We start from the raw sequence: 24,981 nt of genomic DNA, 5'->3' as shown, positions 1-24,981 counted from the left end.
TATTGGCGGGTAAATATGTAAGGGCGGGTTTAATCAAAGATTTCCCGATGCCATCCCCAATTTACCCAAACCCGCCCTCTTTATATGATATTGACGGATAAATGTGGGTGGGGGATTGAGCTTACCCAATGCTAGGGGGGCGAGTTTAGGTAGCTCACTGTCAAAACCGCCAGCTTAACAGTGAAACCCGCCCCTACTATTTCAATTAATAATTAATAATTACATAGGAGTCGGTTTAATCAAAGATTTCCCCGTGCCATCCCCAACTTACCCAAACCCGCCCTCCTTATATGATATTGACAAATAAATGTGGGTGGGGGGGGGCGAGTTTAGGTAGCTCACTGTCAAAACCGCCAGCTTAACAGTGAAACCCGCCCCTACTATTTCAATTAATAATTAATAATTACATAGGAGCCGGTTTAATCAAAGACTTCCCCGTGCCATCCCCAACTTACCCAAACCCGCGCTCCTTATATGGGATAAATGTGAGTGGGGGGTTTGGGTAGCTGAGTGTCAAAACCCTTACCTTAAGAGTGAAACCCACCCCTACAAAGCTTTTACGGTTCCCTAAAAATCAATTATTTATTAATTCAATTACAACTAACCCAGGTAGAAATATTAGGAACAGTAGTGCGCTAATGAAATGTAACGCACCCTACTCCCTACTCCCTGAACTATCAACAATTACAACTAACCCAAGTAGTATATTTTTTAGTTTCCGCCAACAAAGGATTAATCCCAAACCAATGACCACTCTTATCTCGATACTCAAAAACAAACATACTCCTCAACAAAGTATGACACTCCTCCTCCCCAGTCACCCTTTGATTTTCCACCACCCTAAACAACAACTCCCACTCATCAGCAGTAATCGCCCTAATTAAATCATCCCGATACTCCTGAATCACACCCTCCAAACACTCAGCAGAAAAAGGAGGGTCTTCCTGTTGCAAACAACTATAAAGCAACATCAACAACCTCCTGATATGACCCCCAGAAATACGGCAAAGTCTATCCAAAGTTTCCGAACTATCAAACAAAGCAGGGATTAATTCCAGACGTTCGGCAGAAGGAACATTCGGAAAAGCTCTAGTCAGAACCATCTCCCTTAACAAATTCATACCAGGTTCATAGTCAAGAGTTCCCGAAAAATCAGACCCCGTAGCCAACTTTCTCGACCTAGTTTGCACCGGAACCATCGGTAAAATTTTTGGTTTCACCCCAAATCTACTAGATAATCTGCCATAATCATTAGAGAACATTAAAGTCAAGGGAATGGTGTAAACCACATGACAATTCAATTTCTTCAGTTGTTCACCCCGGTCTACAAACAAATACTCTGGTTGAGTCCGTCCCCAAGACTTGGGAGAATTATCTATCCGGTCTAAATTATCAACAATAACCACCAGTCCGTTTTTACCCCGACGTTTCAACTCCATGTTCGCACGTTCAAACAATTCCTTATTAATAGATTCTAAAATAGTGCTACTTCGGGGTTCCAAATATTGTCTTAACTGAGAACGTAACCTGGGGGAATCCTTAGTTTTAGCAGTAATTTTGGCAATTCCCACAGAGATTTCCGTTTCGGTCGCCAGTTCAATAGGAGTCTGCAACAGTTCGGAGATTTCGGAAAACAACTTTTGGAAATAACCCAATTGCATTTTAATCTGAGCCTTTTCCATACTTTCGCTAACTTGACGAGCGATCGCTAATAAAATATCACTAACATCTACATCTCCCATATCCAAATCTTCAGAAGACTCAAAGTAAACTACATGATATCCTTGTTTCTCTAATTTATCTTTGAGTCGAAATAACTCGGTAGATTTACCGCAACCTATATGACCCGTAAATAATTGACAAGTAGGCTGATTTCCAGATAATAAGGTAATAGTTCTCTCTAATTCTCTGATAATATCAGTACCTCTAACACTAGCAAAATCTATATAATATTGTTTGTCATCAGGATTTCCTACTATCAGAGTTTTGCTTGGGTTGCAAGCTTTATAAAATCTAACTAAATCTAAGTCACTCAATAGTTGTGTTCCCATGTCTCAAAAAAAATTAGTATTTTCTAATATTGTTGAGTGTTATTTTCTAAGATTCTTTTAAGCTGGTCAAGATATATGGCAATACTTAGGGGCAAGAGTATCAATTGTTCTCACCCCCCTTTTTAGGGAGTAGGGGAGTAGGAAGTAGGGGAGTACGGAGCGGCAATAGTTTTTAGTTATCAGCAAAAGACGACTTTATCTATCAGCCTTTTCAATCATTAATTATCCATTATCCATTATCCATTATCCATTATCCATTATTTGAAATGACTAATAATATTGAATCGGTTTCTCAATCAGACTTAGTAAGTCGGCGACAAAAATTACGACATCAACGACGTTTAAAATTAGTAGTAATAATCTGGCAAATACTAGCAACTGCTGGTATAGGAACAGGTCTAATATGGGCAATTACTCAGCCAGTTTGGCTAATAACTAAACCCGAACAATTAACGATAGAAGGAAACCAACTACTTTCAGACAGAGCCATATTATCCCTAATTTCATTAGATTATCCTCAGTCTATTTGGGGAATTAAACCACAAATATTAGCTCAAAAATTAGAATCACATAGTCCAATTGCCAAAGCCAAAATAAGCCGTCATTTATTTCCCCCAAGCTTAAGAATTGAGATTATAGAAAAACGTCCCGTAGCAATTACTAAATTCAAAAATAAAGTAGGTACTGGTAACTCCCAAAAAATGGGATGGTTAGATGCCTATGGCAATTGGATACCTTTAGAAAGCTTTTCCGCTATAGAAAGAACTAGGTCTTTACCTACCCTAAAAGTAATTGGTTTTACTGAACAATATCGTGAATATTGGTATTCTTTATACCAAGGTTTAAGCAGTAGTCCTGTAAAAGTATTTGAAATTAATTGGCAAGATCCAGGAAATTTAATTCTGACAACGGAATTAGGATTAGTACATCTCGGACCTTACAGCTCTAAATTTACTGAACAACTAAATATTCTAGACCAAATGCGAGAATTACCAAATAAAATTGATGTTCGTCAAACATCTTATATCGACCTCAAAAATCCAGATTCTCCTTTAATTCAATTAAATAAGGACTAGGGAGTAGGGAGTAAGATAAAAATAAAATTGTAGATATAGCAATCCTATTTTATTCGTGTCAAAAATACTGTGGTGAAGGTAGGGAGTCGCAAAGACCTTGGATGCAACGTCCGTACAGAATCAGGAAGAATAAAAATTCTAGAGGAATTAATTTTTCTGTCAAGGGTGAGACATTTATTGCTAACTTTTTTAATCTTTTTGACCTAAAAGCTGGTACTTTTTCCCAACGTAAAGTTACTAAAACCTTTAGTATCAGGACTTACGCAAATGTACTATAGCGCTGCGCGCAGGCAACAGACAATAGGGAGAATAAATTGCCGATAATATAAGACTATGAGCTACTTGGACACCTCCTGCAATTTGTAAATATTAAGTGCGCACATTGCTATATATTATACAGTTGAAAAACTACCAGTGCAATAGTTTTAAGCACTACATCTAGGACTTGCTAAAAAAGTAGGCATTTACAGGCAAAGCTTTTAGGAATTTTATGTCAGCTTTTAGGTCAAAAAGGTTTAAAAAGGAGGGCATTTTGGGCGCATAGTTGGGCAAAAAAAATTACTTTCTACCTCCCTATCTCCCCATCACCCTATCTCCTGATCAAGAATTTTTCAGCAAACCCTATCTATAAATTCGCTGATTAAACCTAAAAATATTGGCAGATAAAGGTTTTAACCTTTTTAGGTAGAGAAAAAGTACCTGGTTTTGAGCTGCTTAATGCACGGTTCCGGAAAAATCAAAAAATTACTTTCGTGTTCCTCTACTCCCCTACTTCTGAAAAAAGACTTTTTCAGTAAGCCCTATCTAGAGTCGCTGCGTAAGTCGTGATTATGTAAATGCTTTAGCCTTTTTAGGTCTAGAAAAAGTACCTGGTTTTCAGCTCAACTATACTCCTCAAGCTACCATTTTAGGCGCATAGTTGGGCAAAAAAAATACTTTCCTATTCCCCTACTCCCTAAAATAGGACTGCTATATACGTTATGGCTATGGGAAAGACTTATATAAATTAGGATAAAGACGATATAATATACAGTAAAGTTCCAGTATATAATCTTTATTTAATAAAAATGAATAAAAACTCTGAGCTGGTTGGATTATAGTGCAACATATCTTAGAATATGACTGACTAATATTTTCCCAGAGCCATCTTGGTTAGCTATAAACTAACTTATAGTAAAAGTAAAAAACTTTATATTAACCATCCCTAATAATGATAGTCAATAATCAAGAAGGGGTCAACCATGAAAGTCCCCAATTGCAAGGACAAGGAGATTTTCCATTGCCAAAAAATGTTGCTAATCCATTTCGTAATAACCTCGGGATTCATGGAGAACAAAATTATGACTCCAGAGGTATAACAGAAGAAGAATCAAGGAGTGATAATATTGTGCCAAGTAATGCGGCCAAAATCAAAGTAATTGGTGTCGGAGGTGGTGGGGGCAATGCTGTTAACCGCATGATTGCTAGTGAAGTCTCTGGTATAGAATTTTGGACAGTTAATACAGATGCCCAAGCCTTAACATTGTCCCATGCTCCCAAACGCCTCCAACTTGGACAAAAACTGACTAGAGGTTTGGGGGCAGGGGGTAATCCTGCCATTGGGCAAAAAGCAGCAGAAGAATCTAGAGATGAAATAGCTAATGCTTTAGACCATCCCGACCTAGTATTTATTACCGCAGGAATGGGAGGTGGTACAGGTACTGGTGCTGCTCCAGTTATAGCTGAGATTGCTAAAGAAGCAGGTTCCTTGACTGTCGGTATAGTGACTCGCCCTTTTACATTCGAGGGACGACGCCGAATTACTCAAGCAGACGAAGGAATTTCCGCACTCCAAACCAGAGTAGATACATTAATAGTCATACCCAATAATCGCTTGCTATCCGTTATCAATGACCAAACTCCCGTACAAGAAGCTTTTAGAATAGCAGACGACATCTTACGTCAAGGTATACAGGGAATTTCAGACATTATTACCGTACCAGGATTAGTCAATGTTGACTTTGCTGATGTGAGGGCAGTCATGGCCGATGCAGGTTCAGCGTTGATGGGAATAGGAATGGGTTCTGGTAAATCCAGAGCTAGAGAAGCAGCAAATGCAGCCATCTCTTCTCCCTTACTAGAATCTTCCATAGAAGGAGCCAGAGGAGTAGTATTTAATATTACAGGAGGTACAGACTTAACCTTACATGAAGTTAACGCTGCTGCCGAAGTTATTTATGAAGTGGTCGATCCTAATGCTAACATTATATTTGGAGCAGTAATTGATGAAAAGCTTCAGGGAGAAATCAAAATAACAGTTATAGCCACAGGTTTTAGTGGAGAAGCACAACCTCAACCCATCCAAGAAAAAGTGCCAGGAAGACGACCAGTACCTGGTATAGCTCATAATCCTAGTACAAATCAGAATTATACATCTCCTTCAACCTCTGAATCACAGAAAAAAACACCAGGATTAAGCATACCAGACTTTCTGCAAAAGCGACGAAATCCAACTAATCCTAATAAATAGTGTTTGCTCATTAAATATAAAAACACTATTCAACAAAGGTTTTAGCCCTTTTCTATCCGGAAAAAGTACCCAGTTTTTAGCCGTTTTCGTCTCCAAAAGGCAGAGTTTTGGCACTAACAATCAGAAAAATTAGCCATGACAGAATGTCTAAACTGTTCCCTGTTCTCTTCCTTCCCTAAAAGACTTAATCAGCAAACCCTAAGTAGGGCTTGCTGATTAAAGATCAAACTGTTTACAGGTAAAAGTTTTAGTCTTTTTAAGTCCTGATTTATTGGGAACCGTAAAAGTCCTAATTTTTAGCCATTGTCGTCTCAAAACGGAATAATTTTTACCCTAACTATCAGAAAATTTAGCCGTAGCAAACAGTCTAAACTGTTCCCCGTTCCCTACTCCCTACTCCCTGTTCCCTTGCCTCACTAACAGAGTTCCATACGCAAACCCCAAGCAAAATCAAAGCAATCTTTTGGAAATCTAATTTCCTTAAATTATTTATACAGAACCCCTAATCGTATCTTTAAAAAGTTAGGCGCTTGCCAATCTCTTGAGCATTAGTCGAATCAAACTAAAGATTAATCTTAGCAGTGACATTTTCCTTTCTTTCAAAATTTTTAGGCAAGCTTTTACACCTTTTCATCCAGGAGGCACGTTCTTTCTATGACCCATCTAGCTTGAACTGGAACCAAACCCCTTTTTCCTGGTTTTTCTTTCTCCACTTTTGATGGTTTGGGGAAAAGTTGAAACCTAATCTTGCTCATCATTGCGCTTATTAATTTTCTTTAACTCCTGTGTAATTTTTTCGGAGTGGTATCCATTATTAAGTAAAATAGTGATTTTATGAAGGTTTACAGGTTTAGACTTAAAGTAGTTAATATGATCTGATAACATTTCAATTAATCCGTCATCATCAGAAACTGATGATGCATGTGCTACAGAGCAAAAAAAAAGGAAAGCCTAAACTATCTACTGCTAAATGTCTCTTAATTCCATTAGTAGCTGATAAGAAACAGAATCCCTTGGACTTGACACTAGCATTACAGGTATTTTTGATAGATAAGTAAATCAATGATTATTAAAGTTGTCCCGGAGCGCTTTTTTTACCTGTTGACGTACTTGAGAGTGCAATACATCTCTAATTTCCAAGGGTTACACCTGATTATAGCCACTGTTTATAATGCTAAAATACTGTGGAGTAAGGAGGTAAATCTTTATTGTATCAGACCAATTACAACCATTCTTTAATTGATAGAGTAGACCATCCAATATTTGTCTTTTACTTCCTGATCGTGGGGCAAGTTTTCTTTTTTTTGGTATGGGATAGTTCAATTAAGACCCATTCTTAATCTGTTAAACTACTTGAATATGCGACTTACCCACCTCTTGCTTAAAGAAGAGCGCGATCGCTACCTATTATAACCTGGGATGGAAAAGATACCTTTAGGGGTTCTATATAGGACTTACGCAAAATAACGTGATTCCGTCATTGCCTCAGGGCAGCTTGGCGTTAGCAAGCGATAGTGTTTCGCTCCGCGACATGAATGGGGAGCATTCCGGACCGACAGCAATCTCAGAGGCCCAATACTGTTTCCCAATAGATATCTCCAGAAAAGAGGGAGTAGAGAGTAGGGATTAGGGAGTAGGGGGAAAGAATAAATGATTTATGTCCGATAATTGATTTAATTTTTTATTTTTGGAGATGTCTAATGCGTAAGTCCTGATATAGTATACCAAAGAAAGAATTAGTTAAAGCATAAACTGACAATGAACTTTAGAATAAAAATGTTTTCCCAACTATTTCCTGCTTCCTACAATATAAACTCTTATGGCTGATTTAATAGCATCGACTATTCCTATTGCTTTAACTATTGCTGGTTCTGACAGTGGTGGTGGAGCAGGTATTCAGGCCGACTTGCGAACCTTTGCTTTCCACTGTGTTCATGGTACAAGTGCATTGACTTGCATCACTGCTCAAAATACCTTAGGAGTAAATAGAGTTGATGCTTTGTCACCAGAATCAGTCAAAGCTCAAGTTGAAAGCGTTGTTAAAGATATAGGTGTTCACGGAACTAAAACCGGAATGTTACTCAACCAAGAAATCATTTTAGCTGTAGCTGAAGCGGTAGAGACCTTAAAGTTAACACCATTAGTCGTAGACCCAGTAATGGTATCCCGTGCAGGTGTTCAGTTAATTGATGATTCAGCAGTGGGAGCCTTACGAGATTTTTTACTCCCAAAAGCCAGTATTGTTACTCCTAATATTTATGAAGCCCAGATTTTGGGGAATTTAGATATTAATGACATTAACGATATGCGACTGGCTGCTGAAAGAATCCATAAATTAGGGGTAAAAACTGTTTTAGTTAAGGGAGGCGCTCTCCAGGATAATTTGCGCGGAACCGATATTTGGTTTGATGGGGAAAATTTTGCAACTTTAACAACTCCTAAAGTTGAGACTACTAATACTCATGGAACAGGTTGTACTCTTTCAGCAGCGATCGCAGCTAATTTGGCAAAAGGAGAAGACTTATTTTCTAGTGTTAAATTAGCCAAAGATTATGTTACGAATGCTTTAAAATATGCTTTGGAAATTGGTGCAGGTCAAGGTCCAGTAGGGCATTTTTTCCCCTTGTTATCTAAGACTTACAATAGTATTTGGTAGGGGTTGACTGACCAAACCTTTACCAAATATATCTAGGAATAGCTAATTAATAATTCTAAAAGCATTGACAGATAAACGTTTACAGAATTTTAGGTACTGATTTATCAGGAATCGTAAAAGTACCAACTTTTTGGTTGATGGAGCCGAAAAAGTGAGGATTTTAGGATAATTATGACAGAAAAACTAAGGGGGAATTATGAATAACTACTTTTTCGGCGTTGGTAAATCAAGGGATGAAATTTTCAAAGTAATCTGTTTCTAATACCTCTAAATATTTAACCAGAGTAAGTAATGGGTATCACCCCTATAAAAAATCATCCCACCAATTATTAACGCCACTTCTTCTAAAACTCCCCGTTCCTCCTAACTCTTCACTACTCCTTACTTCCTACCTCCACCATCAGACTAAAGAAGCGCAAACCCTATTTAGATTGTACCCAGTAAATGCAGGTGGACAATCGAAGTTATATCTTGTAAAGCATACATTGTGCCGTTTTGTCAAAGGGGAAGTTCAGGTCTACAATCCTCAAAAAAAAGTGTATCAGGACTTACGCAGCAACCCTAGATGTAGTGCTTCAAACTAGGTTGCAATAGTTTTTTAACTATATATATATAATAGTACCTGGGCGTAAGTCCTGTGTATTTTTCAATACAATTTTCTCCCGAAAAAGTCGCTCCCAAATTTGTACATAACTTGTCACTTTTGTCAAACCTGCTCAGGACTTACGCAAAGGCACTATATGTAGAGTCTTGGTGCGTTACGAGATACGCTTTACATGTCGCGTAGCGAAACACACCTTACCAATAGTGTTCATGGGTAAGTCCTGCTTATGTTAAGAAAAATGTGGGTAATGGATAGGCGTGAAAGGGGATAAGAGGAAAGGGAAGAGAGGAATTCTCCCCTCTCCTCACAGGAGAGGAGTTGGGGGAGAAGTCTTTCCTTGTCGCTCGTTCCTAATCCACAATTTTAGTCTTGACAAGCTATTACTCCCTACTATAACAAAAAGACTTTTTCAGTAAACCCTATTTATAGCAATGTGCGCACTTAAATATTTACAGATTATTTTTTGTACACCTTTTCGCTTATTGAACTTTGAGCTAGACCCTGTAAATACCTGACCAGTCACTGCCATATTTGTTTGCAGACCCTAAGCGATAGTAGCGACCATGACGCCAGGTATTTGGTTGGCTTTTTTCTGCTTCGGACTTTGAAGAAGATGCTTTTTGATGTTCGTCTTTAAAAATAGGAGTGGAGCTTTTCAGAAGGTCTCTTTGTATTGCAGCCAGAGCATGACGTACTGCTACAGCAATTTTCTCTTCATAATCTTCCTCTGCTTTTTTAGTTTGGAAATTCCAGCCTTCCTTACTAGAAGCATATAAAGGTGGAAGACGGTTTAGAGCATAAGTTTCTACATCAGTTTGCTTAATATATTTAGCTAACTTTTTCGGAAGTACAGCAATTTGACGAGTTACTTCCTCTGCTACCATTTTTTCCATTATATTGACATATTTATTATTAGAATTAACTCCCATAATTATCTTCCTATTTCCTTCTTATCTACATTGATTTTTGATTAACCTACGCAGTGTGCAACTTTCTAGGGAAATATAACAACTTATAGTCATAAGACTGGAAAGCTTATTTTCAGAACTCACTAAATTTATTAGGTTGGGAAAAATTGCACATAGCGTTACCGAATAATTAATAATTAATAATTAAATAATTTATGTTAAAATTATCCCCTTTCAAGGGGATAAAATAAATATTTTCCTTAAGGTTAAATCCTCTCCCTAAAAAGGAGAAATAATTATTAATTATCTATTATCTATTATTCATTAATTAACCTAGCTGTTTCAACTTCAAATTAATGATTAGAATACCTTCTTAATTAACTTATTTGATTCAAATAATTACTACTATTTTTAATTAATGAGTAGAGATGTAATTATGAACAAATAGCTTAAGTATTCAGCTACTAAACAGCAGTTCGGATTAAGTCTTCTATCTTTTTGATATTTTGATTACCAGCTAGATATCCAATACCTCGATGTAGATGCAGTCTAAATTGAGTGGCCAAGGTTTCTCGCTCTATACCCATACCATCATTATAGCAACGTTGTTTGAGAGCTAATAACAAAATATCAGAATATTCCCCACCAAAGGTTCTCCATGTTAATTCTAAATTACTATCAGCAGGAATTGGTACTAGAGTAGGAATGCTAGGTTCTGCCAAAGAGTGACAGAATGACCAACGGCAAAGGATATTCCATTGTTCAATTTTAGTGTTACGTTTCAGTTTAATTAACTGTTCTTTGGCGACTTTAGATAGTTTTATTCTTTCTATTGGTAGTTCCATAAAAGGGGTATAGTAATGGATAATGCATAATTGATAATGGATAATTAGGGCTAACTAATTAAATGTGTCAGGCTCAATGACCCTGGATATAGTGTTGAAAACTATTGCGCAATAGTTAAAAAAATCTATATATAGTACCTTTGGGTAAGTTCGATGTGTTTAGTTTAGCAGGTGTACCTCACCATTGATAATAGACATCTGCAAAAATAAAAAGCAAAATCAATTATCCTATAGGAAGTTATCAATTCTTTTTCCCTGTTTCCTAGTTCTGGTTCCCTGTTCCCTTTTTTCTGGAAATTGATAATGGATAATTAATAATGAAAAAATACCTCTATTTAGGTCTTAGGAGTTTTGTCAAGTAAATTATTAAATGCTAAAAGCTAGGTAATCTAAAACTTTTGGCGAAGTTTACAAGTCAGGTACATAATGCTAATTTTTTGAATCTGAGAGACCTAAAAGCTGGCACTTTTTTCGACTACATTATCAATTACAGCAGATTTCAAGCATAAGAAATAGAGATATTAATAGTTAAAGTTAACTTACCAATGCGAGCCGGAAAACTACCGTGGATGTACCTTACCAAAGTAGAATCCGCTGTAATTCTTACACTACTTCTTATCCCCTACTTCCTAATCCTTGACATAGCAAATTCCAAGTATAAGAAGTACAGATTTAATAATAAAATCTTTGTAAGCAGGGAGACGCAAAGCTCCCAGAGGTGTATATCACCAAAATGAAATCTGCTCTAAATCCTGAAACCTTTTTTTAGCCTACTTTTCCCTGTTCCCTATTCCCTCTAAATGTTAATTTCTAATTTACATAAATTTTTAACTAATCCTATAAATCAAAAAACGCAAAAAGGAATAATATTTTGGTTTAGTCTCAGCATAACTTTTGCAGTCCTTTATGGTTTTTTAGTACTTAAAAAAGCTTTTGCTAATAGTCTTAGTGTTCAAGATGATGCTAGACAACATATTTTTTGGATGCAGCGTTTTTCTAATCCTGATTTATTTCCTAATGATTTAATTGCTGACTATTTTCAGTCTGTCGCTCCCGCAGGATATACTTGGCTTTATAAAAGTGCAGCATTTATCGGAATTAATCCGTTTTTTTTAGCAAAAATTATTCCTTTTATTTTAGGCTTAATTTGTACTTATTATATTTTTAGAATCTGTCTGGAAATTTTACCAGTTCCTCTGGCAGGATTTATTTCTACTTTGGTAATGAATCAAGCTATTTGGATGAAAGATGATGTGGCTTCGGCTACTCCTAGAGCTTTTGTTTATCCATTTTTTATGGCTTTTTTATATTATTTAATTCGTGGTTCTTTTGTCAGAATGGGAATAGCGATAACTCTGATTGGATTATTTTATCCCCAGTATGTTTTTGTGGCTTCGGGAATGTTAATTTTGAGATTAATTTCTTGGAGAAATGGCAGGTTTCAACTATCATTAGAAAAACAGGATTTTCTACTTTGTGGAGTTGGTTTAAGTACGGCATTTTTAGTTTTATTACCTTATGCTTTAACTTCTTCAGAATACGGACCTGCTATTAGTCGAGAAGCAGCGATGAAGTTAAGGGAGTTTTATCCAAATGGCAGAAGTACATTTTTTCATGTTCATCCTAAAGATTTTTGGTTAACTGGCAAACGTAGTGGGATGTTTCCTAAGTCTTTATTCACTCCTGCTACTCAATGTGCCGGATTATTATTGCCGTTTTTATTATCTTTTAATTCTGCTTTTCCTTTAATTAAAAATATTACGAATCGTATTTGGTTATTAGTGCATTTATTACTTTCATCTTTGGGAATGTTTTTGATTGCTCATGCTTTACTTTTTCGACTACATCTTCCCAGTAGATATACAGGATTAAGTTTCCGAATAATTATTGCTTTGGCAACAGCGATAACTCTAACTTTGATTATTGATGCGTTGTTAAGTTGGGCAGAAAATAGAGAAAAGTCTCCTATTAATTTTCGGGGAATTATTTCTTTAGTTTTAACAGGTTTAATTGTGGCATCTCTGGTGTTATATCCTGCTTTTGTCAAAGGTTTTCCTCTAGTTAGATATAAATTAGGTAAGGCTACAAATTTATATGAATTTTTTCAACAACAACCTGAAGATATTATGATTGCTTCTGTGGAGGAAGAGGCAAATTTCTTGCCTACATTTTCTCAACGTTCTATCTTGTTAGGTAGAGAATATGCTATTCCTTATCAAGTTGGTTATTATAGTCAATTTCGCCAACGAGTTATAGATTTAATTGTTGCTCAATATAGTTCAGATTTAAAAGATGTGAAAGATTTTATTCAGAAGTATGGAATTGATTTTTGGATGATACATCGTGGTGCTTTTACCCCAGAATATGTTGAGAATAATAGTTGGTTAATGCAATATGAGTCTGCACAGGAAGCAGTTACTTTTTTACAGTTAAGAAATATTCCGGCTTTGGCAAAGACTATATCTATTTGTACTGTCTTTGAGAATGATAGTTTATTTGTTTTGGATGCTAATTGTCTTAAGGTAATTAAGAATTAATAATTAATAATTTTAAATCTATAGAAATCTGTGTAATAGGTTGTGACCAATCAAAAAGTAGATCAAAAAACTGATGGCTCCGGAACCTTAACTCTTACCAGTTAAGTGTTCCCTAAAAAGCAGTAAGATTTTTAACACGAATAAAATGGGATTGCTATATAATTTTTTGGCTTTTCCAAGAAAAATTAAAAAATTAATTATACAGGACTTACGCAAAGGTACTATATACAATACAGCCTTAAGAAACGATTGCGCAATAGTTTTAAGCACCATATCTAGGGTCGCTGAGTAAGTCATGTTATAATACATAATTCTTTATAGCTAACTTTATGGCCTTAAACTTGTGGTAGGAAAAATCATTAGGCTATAAATAAATTTCTACATCATACCTAATTATGAAACTATGAATCCAAACATTTTCGTAGTCTAAACTTCTGTTTTTAATAGTTAATTTTACTTAACCATACATTTTCGTAGTTTAAATCTTTGTTTTTAATAGTCAATTATACTTAACTATCTCAAGTAATAAATAAAGTATTTATATATAGCAATCCGTGGTTATGTTGCCGGTAATCAAAAACTAGAAATAAAATCCGAAAGTCTTACCCATTGACCATTACCTCTATCCCCATTCCTGAAAAGTAGTGAAATTTTTATACAGAAGTAAAATAGGATTTCTATAGACTGCTAAAATTATTACAGTAGTTTACTAATTTCTAGCCTTAAGTTTAATAGAGAATTGAGACTTAGGACTTATAATTTCCCTATTAAACCTCAAAAAAGCTAATTGTAGATACTTAAGATACTTAAAAAATCAATCAAGTTAACAATCTATTAAATGGGTGCAAATTTTATCAAAAATATAGGAATACTTTAGATTAGATTAAGGAGAAATTTTTTATCAGTTATGGCCCAAACCTCTTCACTCAATTCACGAACCGCTATAGTTGCCCTCAGTCATCTTTCTCCCTTTGGAAATAAACTGGTTCAAGCCGGCTACGTCAACATTGAACAGTTCAAACAATGCCAAGTTGAAAGTCGTGAAACGGGTAAATCACTGACAGATGTATTAGAAACTGTAATAGGCCAACCCTTACCCCCAGAATTAATTAGGCAGTATAAAAAGCAACAGCTATTTGAGTTAATGATTCTCTATGGTGTAGCTGCTTTTGACCCAGAAATTACCCCAATTCCAGAACAACAGGTATATTATTTAATAGACAAAATAATCCCAGTAGAAACTTGTCGTCGGAATAAATTTATACCATTATTTAGCCATGAAACTGATCTGGCAAATAAGGTTGTCGAGACAGGAATTATGAATCAAAGGCAAATGCTGAAAGCTTTAGCCCAGAGTAACAGTTCCGAGGCTCAATTTATTGAGGAATTAGAAAAATGTGCTGGAGATTCTATACCAGCAGAACTGGTAAAAGATTATGAAAGTCAGGAACCATATATGATGGTGGGAATGGTTAACCCTGACGATCTTCAAGCTTTGGATGACCTGAAAAATATCTTGAGGCATAACAATGGATTAACTTTACAAAGATTGGTTATTACTCAACAAGATTTTGACAGTCTCATTAATTATTACTCAGAAGAACAAACCAAGAGAGAAACTGCTAAGGCAAAAGAAGCAGAACAAAAAGAACTAGACTTAGATTCTGGTTTCTTTGATAAAGCTGAATTAGAAGAAGCTGACGACCAAAAACAAGGCGAAGACATTGCTGAAAGTATCGCTGCTGCCGAAGATGCACCAGTTATTAGAGCAGTAAATGTTATTTTAGTCAAGGCACTAACTGAGGGAGTATCTGATATTCATGTGGAACCCCAAGAAGAATTTATCCAAATTAGGATGCGTAAAGATGGGGTATTACAAGAGTATTTTAGATTTCCCAAAAAAGTTATTGCAGCCATTACTTCCCGATTTAAAATTATTGCAAATTTAGACATTGCTGAACGACGGCAAGCACAAGATGGTCGTATCCGCAAAATATTTAAGGGACGTACAATTGACTTCCGAGTAAATAGTTTACCAAGTCGGTATGGTGAAAAAATAGTTTTGCGGATTTTGGATAGCTCTAGTACCCAACTGGGATTAGATAAATTAATTTCACATAAACCAACTTTGGAACTCGTGAGGGAAACTGCTAGTCGTCCATTTGGATTAATTCTAGTGACGGGGCCAACTGGTTCTGGTAAATCTACCTCTCTATATTCGATTTTGGCAGAACGAAATGACCCTGGTATTAATATTAGTACCGCAGAAGACCCCATTGAATATGCCTTACCAGGAATTACTCAATGTCAAGTAATTCGGGAAAAAGACTTAACCTTTGCCAGTATCCTCCGCGCCTTTCTCCGACAAGACCCTGACGTTTTGCTAGTGGGAGAAACGCGAGATAAGGAAACGGCAAAAACAGCCATTGAAGCCGCCTTAACTGGTCACTTAGTTTTAACAACCCTCCATACTAATGATGCTGCGGGGGCGATCGCTCGTCTTGATGAAATGGGAGTAGAATCTTTCATGGTTTCAGCAGCCTTGTTAGGTGTGGTGGCACAACGTCTGATGCGTCGGGTTTGCAGTCAATGCAAAGCTAAGTATAAACCTGAACCTGATGAGTTTCGTCGTTATGGTATGGTTCCTTCTCAGGAGGAGGAGTTTACATACTATAGGGCAAATACTATACCAGTTGAACAACGGGAAGATTTAAAGGAAAGGGGAGAATTATGTCGCAAGTGTAATGGTCTTGGTTATAAAGGTCGTGTTGGTGTTTATGAATTTATGAAAATTACGGAGCGGTTACAAACTTTAATTACTCAAAGAGCGCCAACAGAACAAATTAAGGAAGTTGCGGTAGAAGAGGGAATGATTCCTCTATTGCAGTATAGTTTGAATTTGGTACGAGAAGGTCATACAACTTTTGAGGAGGTGGAACGGGTAACATTTACTGATTCTGGTTTAGAGGCAGAAATGAAACGCCAAGCTAGAGAAAATCTGATATGTAGGTCTTGTAACGCTGAATTGCAACCAGAGTGGGTAGACTGTCCTTATTGTACCACCCCTCGTTTTGAGTAGGAGAGTTTGGGAGGTGTGGGGAGTGTGGGGAGTGTCGGGAATGTGGGGAGGAACTGATAACTGAAAAATCTTACACATTTTGTGGGCAGAAAAATGCTTCAAAGTCAGTCTAGGTAAGAGAATTACGTCAAAGCTCTAAAAATGTCTAGAACCCTTGGTAATAAAAGGACTATACATTTTCGACGTAAAAGCCTCTGGATATCTATATTTGAGCCTATTTATTGCTACTTTTTTGTGTAAGTCCCGCTAATACCAAATACTCAAAAACTTTTCTACATTTGATTGAGCAGGGTAGGGATGTTAGCATTTTTGTTATGCAACGTCCATAGGGGAGTAAGGGAGTGGGGGAGAAGTAAGCATCATAAAAATTAACATTAACCTATCCGAAATTGGCAAAAAATAACTTGGTTTGTCCTAATTACTTGATAACTGAAGTATTCATCAAGTATAGCAATAATGGATGGGAATTGGTATGAGTTAATGTTTTACTGATAACTAATAGCTGATAACTGTTCCCTACTCCCTACTCCCCTACTCCCTACTCCCTATTTAACTGAATAAAGCGGAGGTTTAATTTATGTCTTTAATGATTGAGGATGTTTTAGAATCCCTAGTAGAACAAGGTGGTTCTGATGTTCATATTCAAGCAAGAGCGCCGATTTTTTTCCGTATTAGCGGTCAGTTGACTCCTCAACCTCAATTTGGGGAAAATATGGAACCAATAGAAGTACAAACCCTCATTTTCCAAATGCTCAATAATATGCAGCGGAAAACCTTAGAGCAAAACTGGGAACTTGATAGCGCTTATGGTGTTAAAGGTTTAGCTCGTTTTCGTCTCAATGTTTATCGGGAGCGCGGAAGTTGGGCAGCTTGTATGCGTGCTTTAGCCTCTAAAATTCCTAATGCAGATAAATTAGGGGTACCGATGATTTTACGGGAAATGACCGAGCGACCTAGGGGTTTGTTCTTGGTGACTGGGCAAACAGGTTCTGGTAAAACAACTACGATGGCTGCTTTGATCGACTTGATTAACCGTACTCGTACTGAGCATATTCTAACCGTCGAAGACCCTATCGAATATGTGTTTCCTAATGAAAAAAGTTTGTTTCACCAACGACAAAAAGGCGAAGATACCAAAAGTTTTGCTAATGCTCTCAAAGGAGCGTTGCGTCAAGACCCTGATATTATTCTAGTAGGAGAAATGCGGGACTTGGAAACTATTGGTTTAGCTTGTAGTGCAGCAGAAACAGGTCACTTAGTATTTGGAACACTACACACCAACTCAGCATCAGGTACAGTAGACCGGATGTTGGATGTTTTTCCGCCAGAACAACAACCGCAAATGAGGTCACAGTTAGCTAACTCCATCGTTTGTATTTGTAGTCAAAACTTAATTAAGAAAGTAGGTGGAGGTCGTTGTGCTGCTCACGAGATTTTGTTGAATACTCCAGCGATCGCTAACTTAATTAGGGAGTCGAAAAATTCTCAGCTTTATTCTCAAATTCAAATGGGTGCTAAGTTGGGAATGCAGACTATGGAAATGTCTTTGGCTAATCTTTATAAAGAAGGAAAGATTACTTGGGGAAATGCTATTGCTAAAGCAGTTAAGCCTGATGAATTAGTTGCTTTGATTGGTCCGGAACCCAAGGAAACTAAGGCTAATGCTAAGGCTAAGGGTAAAGGTCGTTGATAATGGATAATTGATAATGGATAATTGATAATTAATAATGAATAATTAGGGTTTGCTGAATAAAGTATTAACTGGTAGGAGTCAGGAGTTAACCTACCCCTAACACCTCTGGTGGAGGGGAAATCAGGATAAATGGAGAATGAGCGAGGAGATAAAAGTAAGAATTTTTCCTTAATTTTTCCACCCTTGTCTTCCCAAAATACTTACTTTTTCAGCATTTGGGACTGAAAACCAGGTACTTTTTCGACCGGAAAAAAGCTTGAACCTTTATCTGGAAATCCAAGCGAGATTTAATCAGCAAACCCTAATTACTTTTCCCTAAAAGTGAGAGGATTTATCCTGAAGGGCAAAAATAAATTTTTTCCCTTGAAAAGTAAAGCTTTTAGCTTGAATTATTTAATTATTAATTTATGACTTACATATATACCCTAAATATAGTTTCCAAAACTATATATATAGTTAGTAACTCTAAGTAAGTCCTTTCAGCAATTAATAATGAACAATTAATAATTAATAACTACTTTTTCTTTAAAGAAGGGGATGGACTAATCATGAAGATTTATCCCCAATCCTTGGTCTGGGTTCTAGGCGTGAATTGTTGAATGAATAATTATTGACTATCAACTCTTAATTATTAATAATTACAGGACTTACGCAAAGGTACTATATATAGCGTATTGGTGCGTTACGAGATACGCTTTACATGTCGCGTAGCGTTTCGGCGCTTGAGCCGACATATAAAGCGGAGCTTTGCGGAAGGCAAAACACACACTACTAATAGCGTTAATGCGTAAGTCCTGAATTAATTATTCGGTAATGAATGGAATATAGTTGAATGCTTACTCTTATTTTTAAGAACTTTATTCCTCTAAATTATTTTATTTCCTACTCCCCTACTCCCCTACTCCCTACTCCCTAATTTATTAAAAAGGAAGAAAAAAATGGCTAGTAATATTGCTAATCAAAAACCTAAAAGTAACTTAGAAAAACAGTTAGAGGTAATAGAAGAAAAAATAAATGTTGCTATGGCATCGGTGACAGTCAAAGACTTATCAATTTTTGCTCGCCAGTTTGCCGCAATGTTTAATGCTGGAGTACCCATGATTCGCTGTTTACGAGTTTTAACAGAACAAACTTCCAATGCTAAAATTAAAGTCTCCGTTAGAGAGATTAGTGCCGAAGTAGAAGAAGGCACCGAATTGTCAGAAGCAATGAAAAAACATACCGCTTGTTTTGATGAACTATTTATCAGTATGGTAGCTGCTGGAGAAGTCGGTGGTGTACTAGATGAAGTTCTAGATCGTTTAGCAGTTATGTTAGAAAAAAACGCTAAAACAATCAGTGAAATTAATTCCGCAATGTCTTATCCGAAAACCGTTATGTTTATCGCTTTAGCAGTTTTTTTTGGAATGACAACCTTTCTCTTACCAACCTTTGCCGGTATTTTTGAACAGATTGGTACAGAACTACCTGCTTTTACTAAATTTATGTTGAACATAAGTAAATTCTGTCGGACTTGGCCTCCAATTCCTCAAGCAACCGTAATAGGAGTAATTATTGCTCTTTATATTGCCTATTCAACAGCTTATAAAACAGACCAAGGTAGACTATTTTTTGACAAAATTTTTCTTAAGCTGCCTATTTTTGGAGATATTTTAGAGAAGTCAGCAGTAGCTCGTTTTTGTATGATTTTTGGTACCTTAACTCGTTCTGGAGTTCCAATGTTAAAATCTCTAGAAATTGTGCGAAATGTGGCAGGGAATGAAGCGATCGCTCAGTCTATTGAGTATGCAAGACAGGAAATCCAAAGTGGTGGTATGATTAGTTTGGCTTTACAGGAGAAACAGGTTTTCCCTTCTTTGGCAATTCAAATGATGGCTATTGGTGAGGAAACTGGTGAACTGGATGCGATGTTGATGAAGGTGGGAGCTTTTTATGAGACTGAGGTTGAGGAAGCTGTGAAGTCTCTCTCAAGTATGTTGGAACCGTTAATGATCGTAGGTATTGGTGGAATGGTAGGTTCGATTTTGATGTCTATGTATTTACCTATGTTTGCTGTGTTTGAAAGTCTCTAGGAATAAGGGAACACTTAACTGGGAACAGGGAACAGATAGCAGGAGAAGTATGGGAGTCGGGAAGTAGGGAAATGGAGTTATTCAAAATAAGATATCTTTGCTCTATTCTTCTCTCTTCCTTCTTTCTTCTTGCTTCTTACTTTTTCCCTATTTCCTACTCCCTACCGTAATAAAAAGACTTTTTCCGCAAACCCTAATTATTAATTATTAATTATTCATTATTCATTATTAAACTACTTCCTAATATAATTTATTTATGGTTGTCAAAAAGTCAGATTATGAAGCATTATTAGCTGAATATAGTAATCCTAAAGCTGCTATTGCATTGCTTAAACAATATAGATTGTATTTAGAAATGGTGCCAAGTTTGCGTCGGCCTAAAGATAGTTTAATTACTATTCCTTTGCCAATTATTCGGTTAAGAAAAGATAGTTATGAATCTAGAAAAACTGTGGCTTTACCCTGTGATTTAGGGATTTTTATGTGTGACCCGGAATGGAAGGTTAAGACTGGGGTAGAAATTTTTGTTTTTATTTATCGACCCCAAGAAGATTTTTCTGATTTACTGACTCGTTGGCGAGAAACTCAGGTTTTATTAGATAAAGAATATGAGTGGGTAATGCCTCAAGGTTATAAACATATTTATTATCAAGAAGCAGAAGAAATTTATCCTTTATTTGTTTTATTTTCCGAAACTCCAGAAAGGGTTAAAAGAGGGTTTATGGGAGCAAATTTACCTTTTGTAATTCAGCCAACTTATGATTCTATAGAGGTTGAAATTGAGGAGTCAAATATTGAGATGGAGAAAATTTTCTCTCAGATGGATGATGTGGTTGATGATGGTTAAATCTAGTAATTATTTACAGTTAGAATTTTAGGCTTTTTGAGTCTAAAAAAGTGCTACCTTTTAGGTAGATTCAGATTTAAAAAGTTAGGAATGAGGATAAAATATGATCCACAAATATTGGTTATTAAGAGTACCGCACTGAAATTTTCCTGTGCAGGAAATATGGAAGTTAATAAATCCTCATTTCTTAGGGCGTGTCATCAATTAAATAAGTTGACAAAACGGCTATTCTCTGTTAAGTAAGAAATGGCGATCGCGGTTGGCTAGGTTCAGATACAGTCTACTACTTTTCTTGATAAAGCTTCTAACGTCTAATGCCATTTCTCATGCATGAATGCTGTATCTGATTTGGTGGGGAAGTGTGGGAGGTATGGGGAGAGGAAAAGTAGGAAAAATAATTACTAACTAACTAATAATTTAATTGTCAAAAACAGACTTTTAATCTTGGTAACTATTGACTGTTAAAGTATGGCTGAAGTATGGCATTATTTTTAGGTGTGCAAGTTTCTACAAAAATATAACGGCTTATCGCCATAAGTTGAAAAGGCTATTTTCAGAACTCCCTAAATTTAGTAAATCAGGAAAAGTTGCACATTGCGTTACTTTTGGTAATTAGTATCAATCCTTTATTATCAGGACTTACGCAGGCGTAACGTATTTTTGTCATTGCGCGACTCGCAGCGCAAGGGACAGCGTTTTGCGCTTCGCATAACGGGCGTTAACGCTCCGCGACATGGAAAGCGCAGCATGACCTCAGGAAATGCGAAGCAGTCCGTCGGGATAGCAATCTCAAACTTTGAAATTGCGTTTCTAATGCATAAGAGCTGATTATATCATGTCGGGATAATCAGTGATCAAAAAACTTAAGCATTCAGCTATTAGCTGTTAGCCATTAGCAACAAAAACCTCAAGTTTAAGGAAGATATTTAAAAGAATAAAAACATTGAAAATTAGCTTTTATAGTAAAATGAAATCTCTGAATAATAAAGCTTCTATTCAAAAACTAGAAGCGCTCTTCTGATAGCTGATGGCTGAATGCTTACAAAAAAAACTTTCTGCCATAATCAACTTTTCTTTCCTTCTGCCTTCTGCCTTCTTTCTTCTTTCAATCAAACCACCAAGGATTAGGAGCAGAATTTACTTTACTCAAGATAGCTTTTTTCCGTAAAAATCTTTTTATACCATCAGCACCCATCCGAGAATTACCTAAACGGGAAAACTTAAAAGAATTTTTTTCTCCTTCATTTATTAATGCAGTTAAACCTGCATCATTAATACTAATTCCACCAGCATTTATCTGATTAGAAATTTCTAAAGCTTTAGTTTCGGAATCTGCAAATACAGTAGTACTTAAACCATAAATTGTATCATTTGCTAACCTAACTGCTTCTTCAATAGTGGCAAAAGACATCACTGGTATTACTGACCTAAAAGTTTCTTCAGTCATTATTTTCATGCTATGATTTACCTCGCTTAAAACCGTAGGTAAACATCAGAAACCACCATCTAGTTTTTCTACATTTCCTCCACAATGAATAACTGCACCTTTGCTCACTGCATCTTGTAAATGTTCAGTAATAATATCTGCCTGTTTAAGTGAAATAATTGGTCTTATTTCTCCATATTCAATATGGGGATAATTTAACTTCAAACCTTTAGCTTTTGTAGTAAATTTAGTAATAAAATCTGTGAAAATTGATTGGGCGACATAAACACGTTCAATTGATAAATATGACTGCCGTGCATTAAGGACAGAACCCCATAAAAGTGCCGATGTTGCTAACTCTAAATCTGCGAAAGTAAGAACTATTTCTTGATTTTTTATCCCTATTATAAAGAAGCTGGAATAAAATTTTTGGCTGCTGATTCGGCAAGTTTTTTACCTGTAGCAACCCTACCAGTAAAACAAATAAAATCTACATATTCTATTAAATTTGCACCAGTTTCTCCAGCTCCTTCAATATAAGTAAAAATGTCATTTAACAAGGGAACAGTAGCAATAGTTTCTAATAAAGGTTGAATAAATCTAGGAACAATTTCACTTGGTTTAACTATGACAGCACAACCAGCAATTAGAGATGGTATTGCATCTATTAAAGATAACAATAGCGGGAAATTCCAGGGGCTAATTATACCAACTAACTGATCAGGAATTAACTTATTTTTTAGTTGAATAAATGGAATAGTTGTAGTTTTTATTTCTCCATTTACTAATAGTTCTGGCACTAAGTTACACCATCTATCTATATTATTAATTACAGATTCAATTTCTATTCTTGATTCTATCAGTCTACCTGTATCATTTACTAATGCTAATGTTAATTTTTTGGGGTTGGATAAAATTGCTTTCTTCGATTTTTGAATTACCTCAACTCGTCTTTCTATTTCTAACTTTTGCCACTCAATTTGTGTCTGGCGTAAATTGATATATTTGGCAATAATTTATGCTGTTCTTGGAGGATTAATGAAATAATCTATTTTGCCAGAATGTGGATTGGGCACTTCAATTTGATTAACCATAAATGATTCTTTTCTTTTTTTGATTTAGTAAATTTTAAGTAAGCATTTCCTGGGGAATGCTAATAACTGAGTGCTTAAAATTTTGAGTATTAGAAGCATATTCTATCAATTTTTAAATAACTGCAAAGATGAGATAGCAATCCTAAGTTATTTCGGGAAAAATTCGATATTGAAAAAGTTGGGGAAAGTCTGATATTTAACTAGAGTGTCAAAACTTTAATAGTCACTTAAATATTTTCAAATAACTGGAAAGAAGATAAAATTGTCTGATGAAGTTTTGGGTGATTTACCAAAGATTTTCAATAGATTTTTTCTCTAAATTATTCAGAGAAAATTTTCGATCATTTATCAACTATAGTGAATTTGCGTGTCATCTTATCCTCGCTCTTAACTAATCCCTACTCCCTACTCCCTAAATTTTATATAATATCTTTTTTTACTAACTATTCAATAGTGGCACGTTGAGTTTCAATAAAATGTTTTCGTTCCACAACTTTACTATCCATACTATTAGCTGGATAACCATAAAACTGACTATAACTTTCTGTATAAGCATCCCACCGTTGTCTAGCTAACAAATTTTTCATTCCCACTTGACGGCGATACTGACGCAGAACAGTAATATCAATTTCTGCATAAGCTGCCATACTTTCTCCTTGCCCAGTTTCTGCTAATATTAAACCTCGATAGTCAAGAATTTTGGAACCTCCATCAACAGAAACTTCAGGAATAGAAGTATTAACAATACCAGCAGTATTAGCAGAAATAACATACATCATATTTTCCACAGGGCGGGAAACTTTAGCAGCTTCTTTTGGCGATCTAGCTTGCCCATAAATTTCCGAGGTCGGATGAAGTAAAATTTCTGCTCCCCGCATCCCTAAACATCGGGTCACTTCTGGGAATAAAATTTCATCAGAGGCAACAGCAGCAAGATTACTGATCGCTGTTTTGGCAACAGGAAATACACCTTCTAAACCATAACAATCAAGATATTTATCCCAAACATCATGGGGAGTAGGAGCAAACATCCAGTTGAGACGGCGGTAGCGTAATACCATATTGCCACTAGGGTCAAAAACAAAGCAATTTTGAAAATATAGTTTGGGAAAGTTAGGATCAAGTTCGTAAGCATTACCTGCCAGAAAAATATTATTTCTTTGAGCAATTTCTCCTAAGCGATCGTAGATGGGGTCTGTCATTTCTAAACAAGCTTTTTTTGCCCAAGTTGTTAAAGACTCTGCCATTGGGAAACTTGTCAGGAAATATTCTGGTAATAGCACTAATTTACAGTTTGACCCAATAAATGCCTTACTGGCAGCTATTTGTTGAGCAATCCGGTCGATCTTTTGTTCAATCATCCCTCGCGCTTCTTGGCGGTCATTGGCCTGATTTACTACCTCAGCTTTGATTTGAAGAGCTAAAGCTTGGAAAGGGAGAATTTGATTAGTAGCTTTAATCATAGTTGGCTAATATGAATTTGATAAAATATTTCCACTTCAAACATTATTATTTCTGTCAACTCAAAATAGTAATTACAAATTAGGCATATACGCTATATGTAGCGTCTATAACTATTGCACA

13 protein-coding genes and 1 pseudogene are annotated in these 24,981 nt (G+C 36.0%); 8 read left to right on the top strand and 6 right to left on the bottom strand.

The annotated features are described in order from the left end of the window. Positions 1-677: 677 nt before the first annotated feature. On the bottom strand, positions 678-2,051 hold the full coding sequence (locus VKJ25_RS06475; protein ID WP_375340306.1) for a P-loop NTPase fold protein: 1,374 nt from the start codon (positions 2,049-2,051) through the stop codon (positions 678-680). A 266-nt stretch (positions 2,052-2,317) separates the two neighbouring features. On the opposite strand from VKJ25_RS06475, the gene VKJ25_RS06470 reads away from it, so the two are divergent. The 3 genes from VKJ25_RS06470 to thiD all read left to right on the top strand — a co-directional run bounded on the left by VKJ25_RS06470 (position 2,318) and on the right by thiD (position 8,292). Beyond that, a complete protein-coding gene (locus tag VKJ25_RS06470; protein ID WP_324235807.1) occupies positions 2,318-3,127 on the top strand; it encodes a cell division protein FtsQ/DivIB in 810 nt (269 codons plus the stop codon). Positions 3,128-4,337: 1,210 nt separating this feature from the next. Then, positions 4,338-5,636 carry a cell division protein FtsZ gene (ftsZ, locus tag VKJ25_RS06465; RefSeq protein WP_324235806.1) on the top strand — a complete coding sequence of 433 codons (1,299 nt, stop codon included), beginning with the start codon at positions 4,338-4,340 and terminating at the stop codon, positions 5,634-5,636. A gap of 1,819 nt (positions 5,637-7,455) precedes the next feature. Continuing rightward, complete coding sequence (gene thiD / locus VKJ25_RS06460) at positions 7,456-8,292, top strand: bifunctional hydroxymethylpyrimidine kinase/phosphomethylpyrimidine kinase (RefSeq protein WP_324235805.1); 837 nt, start codon at positions 7,456-7,458, stop codon at positions 8,290-8,292. 1,098 nt (positions 8,293-9,390) lie between these two features. On the opposite strand, the gene VKJ25_RS06455 is transcribed toward thiD, so the two are convergent. Both VKJ25_RS06455 and dndE read right to left on the bottom strand, forming a co-directional pair. Further along, positions 9,391-9,825: a late competence development ComFB family protein gene (locus tag VKJ25_RS06455; protein ID WP_324235804.1), complete on the bottom strand. Its 435-nt coding sequence runs from the start codon at positions 9,823-9,825 to the stop codon at positions 9,391-9,393. A 443-nt stretch (positions 9,826-10,268) separates the two neighbouring features. Next, on the bottom strand, positions 10,269-10,649 hold the full coding sequence (gene dndE, locus VKJ25_RS06450) for a DNA sulfur modification protein DndE (protein ID WP_324235803.1): 381 nt from the start codon (positions 10,647-10,649) through the stop codon (positions 10,269-10,271). A gap of 800 nt (positions 10,650-11,449) precedes the next feature. Here dndE and VKJ25_RS06445 point away from each other — a divergent pair. The 5 genes from VKJ25_RS06445 to VKJ25_RS06425 all read left to right on the top strand — a co-directional run bounded on the left by VKJ25_RS06445 (position 11,450) and on the right by VKJ25_RS06425 (position 20,877). After that, positions 11,450-13,186 carry a hypothetical protein gene (locus VKJ25_RS06445; protein WP_324235802.1) on the top strand — a complete coding sequence of 579 codons (1,737 nt, stop codon included), beginning with the start codon at positions 11,450-11,452 and terminating at the stop codon, positions 13,184-13,186. A 907-nt stretch (positions 13,187-14,093) separates the two neighbouring features. Further along, positions 14,094-16,265, top strand: coding sequence for an ATPase, T2SS/T4P/T4SS family (locus tag VKJ25_RS06440; protein ID WP_324235801.1), 2,172 nt, complete (start codon positions 14,094-14,096; stop codon positions 16,263-16,265). A gap of 577 nt (positions 16,266-16,842) precedes the next feature. Then, positions 16,843-17,955, top strand: coding sequence for a type IV pilus twitching motility protein PilT (locus tag VKJ25_RS06435; RefSeq protein WP_324235800.1), 1,113 nt, complete (start codon positions 16,843-16,845; stop codon positions 17,953-17,955). A gap of 941 nt (positions 17,956-18,896) precedes the next feature. After that, positions 18,897-20,030, top strand: a complete 1,134-nt coding sequence (locus tag VKJ25_RS06430; protein ID WP_324235799.1) for a type II secretion system F family protein — start codon at positions 18,897-18,899, stop codon at positions 20,028-20,030. Between the two features lie 256 nt (positions 20,031-20,286). Beyond that, positions 20,287-20,877 (top strand): hypothetical protein, encoded by a 591-nt coding sequence (locus tag VKJ25_RS06425; protein ID WP_324235798.1) that lies wholly within the window; start codon positions 20,287-20,289, stop codon positions 20,875-20,877. Between the two features lie 1,105 nt (positions 20,878-21,982). Here the strand turns inward: VKJ25_RS06425 and VKJ25_RS24480 are convergent. The 3 genes and pseudogenes from VKJ25_RS24480 to VKJ25_RS06415 form a co-directional block, all read right to left on the bottom strand. Further along, a pseudogene (locus VKJ25_RS24480) lies at positions 21,983-22,687 on the bottom strand (aldehyde dehydrogenase family protein). A gap of 20 nt (positions 22,688-22,707) precedes the next feature. Continuing rightward, positions 22,708-23,241 carry an aldehyde dehydrogenase family protein gene (locus VKJ25_RS24475; protein WP_375340307.1) on the bottom strand — a complete coding sequence of 178 codons (534 nt, stop codon included), beginning with the start codon at positions 23,239-23,241 and terminating at the stop codon, positions 22,708-22,710. A 599-nt stretch (positions 23,242-23,840) separates the two neighbouring features. Continuing rightward, on the bottom strand, positions 23,841-24,860 hold the full coding sequence (locus tag VKJ25_RS06415) for a nitrilase-related carbon-nitrogen hydrolase (protein WP_324235797.1): 1,020 nt from the start codon (positions 24,858-24,860) through the stop codon (positions 23,841-23,843). Positions 24,861-24,981: the final 121 nt, after the last annotated feature.

This window comes from Okeania sp., assembly GCF_035285525.1.
Lineage (GTDB): Bacteria > Cyanobacteriota > Cyanobacteriia > Cyanobacteriales > Microcoleaceae > Trichodesmium.
The sequence above is the reverse complement of the archived record's forward strand: the minus strand, read 5'-3'. Positions and strand labels throughout refer to the sequence as shown.

Excerpts from the sequence above, each read along its gene's own strand:
- VKJ25_RS06475 (WP_375340306.1), bottom strand. The coding sequence starts at position 2,051 with ATGGGAACACAACTATTGAGTGACTTAGATTTAGTTAGATTTTATAAA.
- VKJ25_RS06470 (WP_324235807.1), top strand. The coding sequence starts at position 2,318 with ATGACTAATAATATTGAATCGGTTTCTCAATCAGACTTAGTAAGTCGG.
- ftsZ (WP_324235806.1), top strand. The coding sequence starts at position 4,338 with ATGATAGTCAATAATCAAGAAGGGGTCAACCATGAAAGTCCCCAATTG.
- thiD (WP_324235805.1), top strand. The coding sequence starts at position 7,456 with ATGGCTGATTTAATAGCATCGACTATTCCTATTGCTTTAACTATTGCT.
- VKJ25_RS06455 (WP_324235804.1), bottom strand. The coding sequence starts at position 9,825 with ATGGGAGTTAATTCTAATAATAAATATGTCAATATAATGGAAAAAATG.
- dndE (WP_324235803.1), bottom strand. The coding sequence starts at position 10,649 with ATGGAACTACCAATAGAAAGAATAAAACTATCTAAAGTCGCCAAAGAA.
- VKJ25_RS06445 (WP_324235802.1), top strand. The coding sequence starts at position 11,450 with ATGTTAATTTCTAATTTACATAAATTTTTAACTAATCCTATAAATCAA.
- VKJ25_RS06440 (WP_324235801.1), top strand. The coding sequence starts at position 14,094 with ATGGCCCAAACCTCTTCACTCAATTCACGAACCGCTATAGTTGCCCTC.
- VKJ25_RS06435 (WP_324235800.1), top strand. The coding sequence starts at position 16,843 with ATGTCTTTAATGATTGAGGATGTTTTAGAATCCCTAGTAGAACAAGGT.
- VKJ25_RS06430 (WP_324235799.1), top strand. The coding sequence starts at position 18,897 with ATGGCTAGTAATATTGCTAATCAAAAACCTAAAAGTAACTTAGAAAAA.
- VKJ25_RS06425 (WP_324235798.1), top strand. The coding sequence starts at position 20,287 with ATGGTTGTCAAAAAGTCAGATTATGAAGCATTATTAGCTGAATATAGT.
- VKJ25_RS06415 (WP_324235797.1), bottom strand. The coding sequence starts at position 24,860 with ATGATTAAAGCTACTAATCAAATTCTCCCTTTCCAAGCTTTAGCTCTT.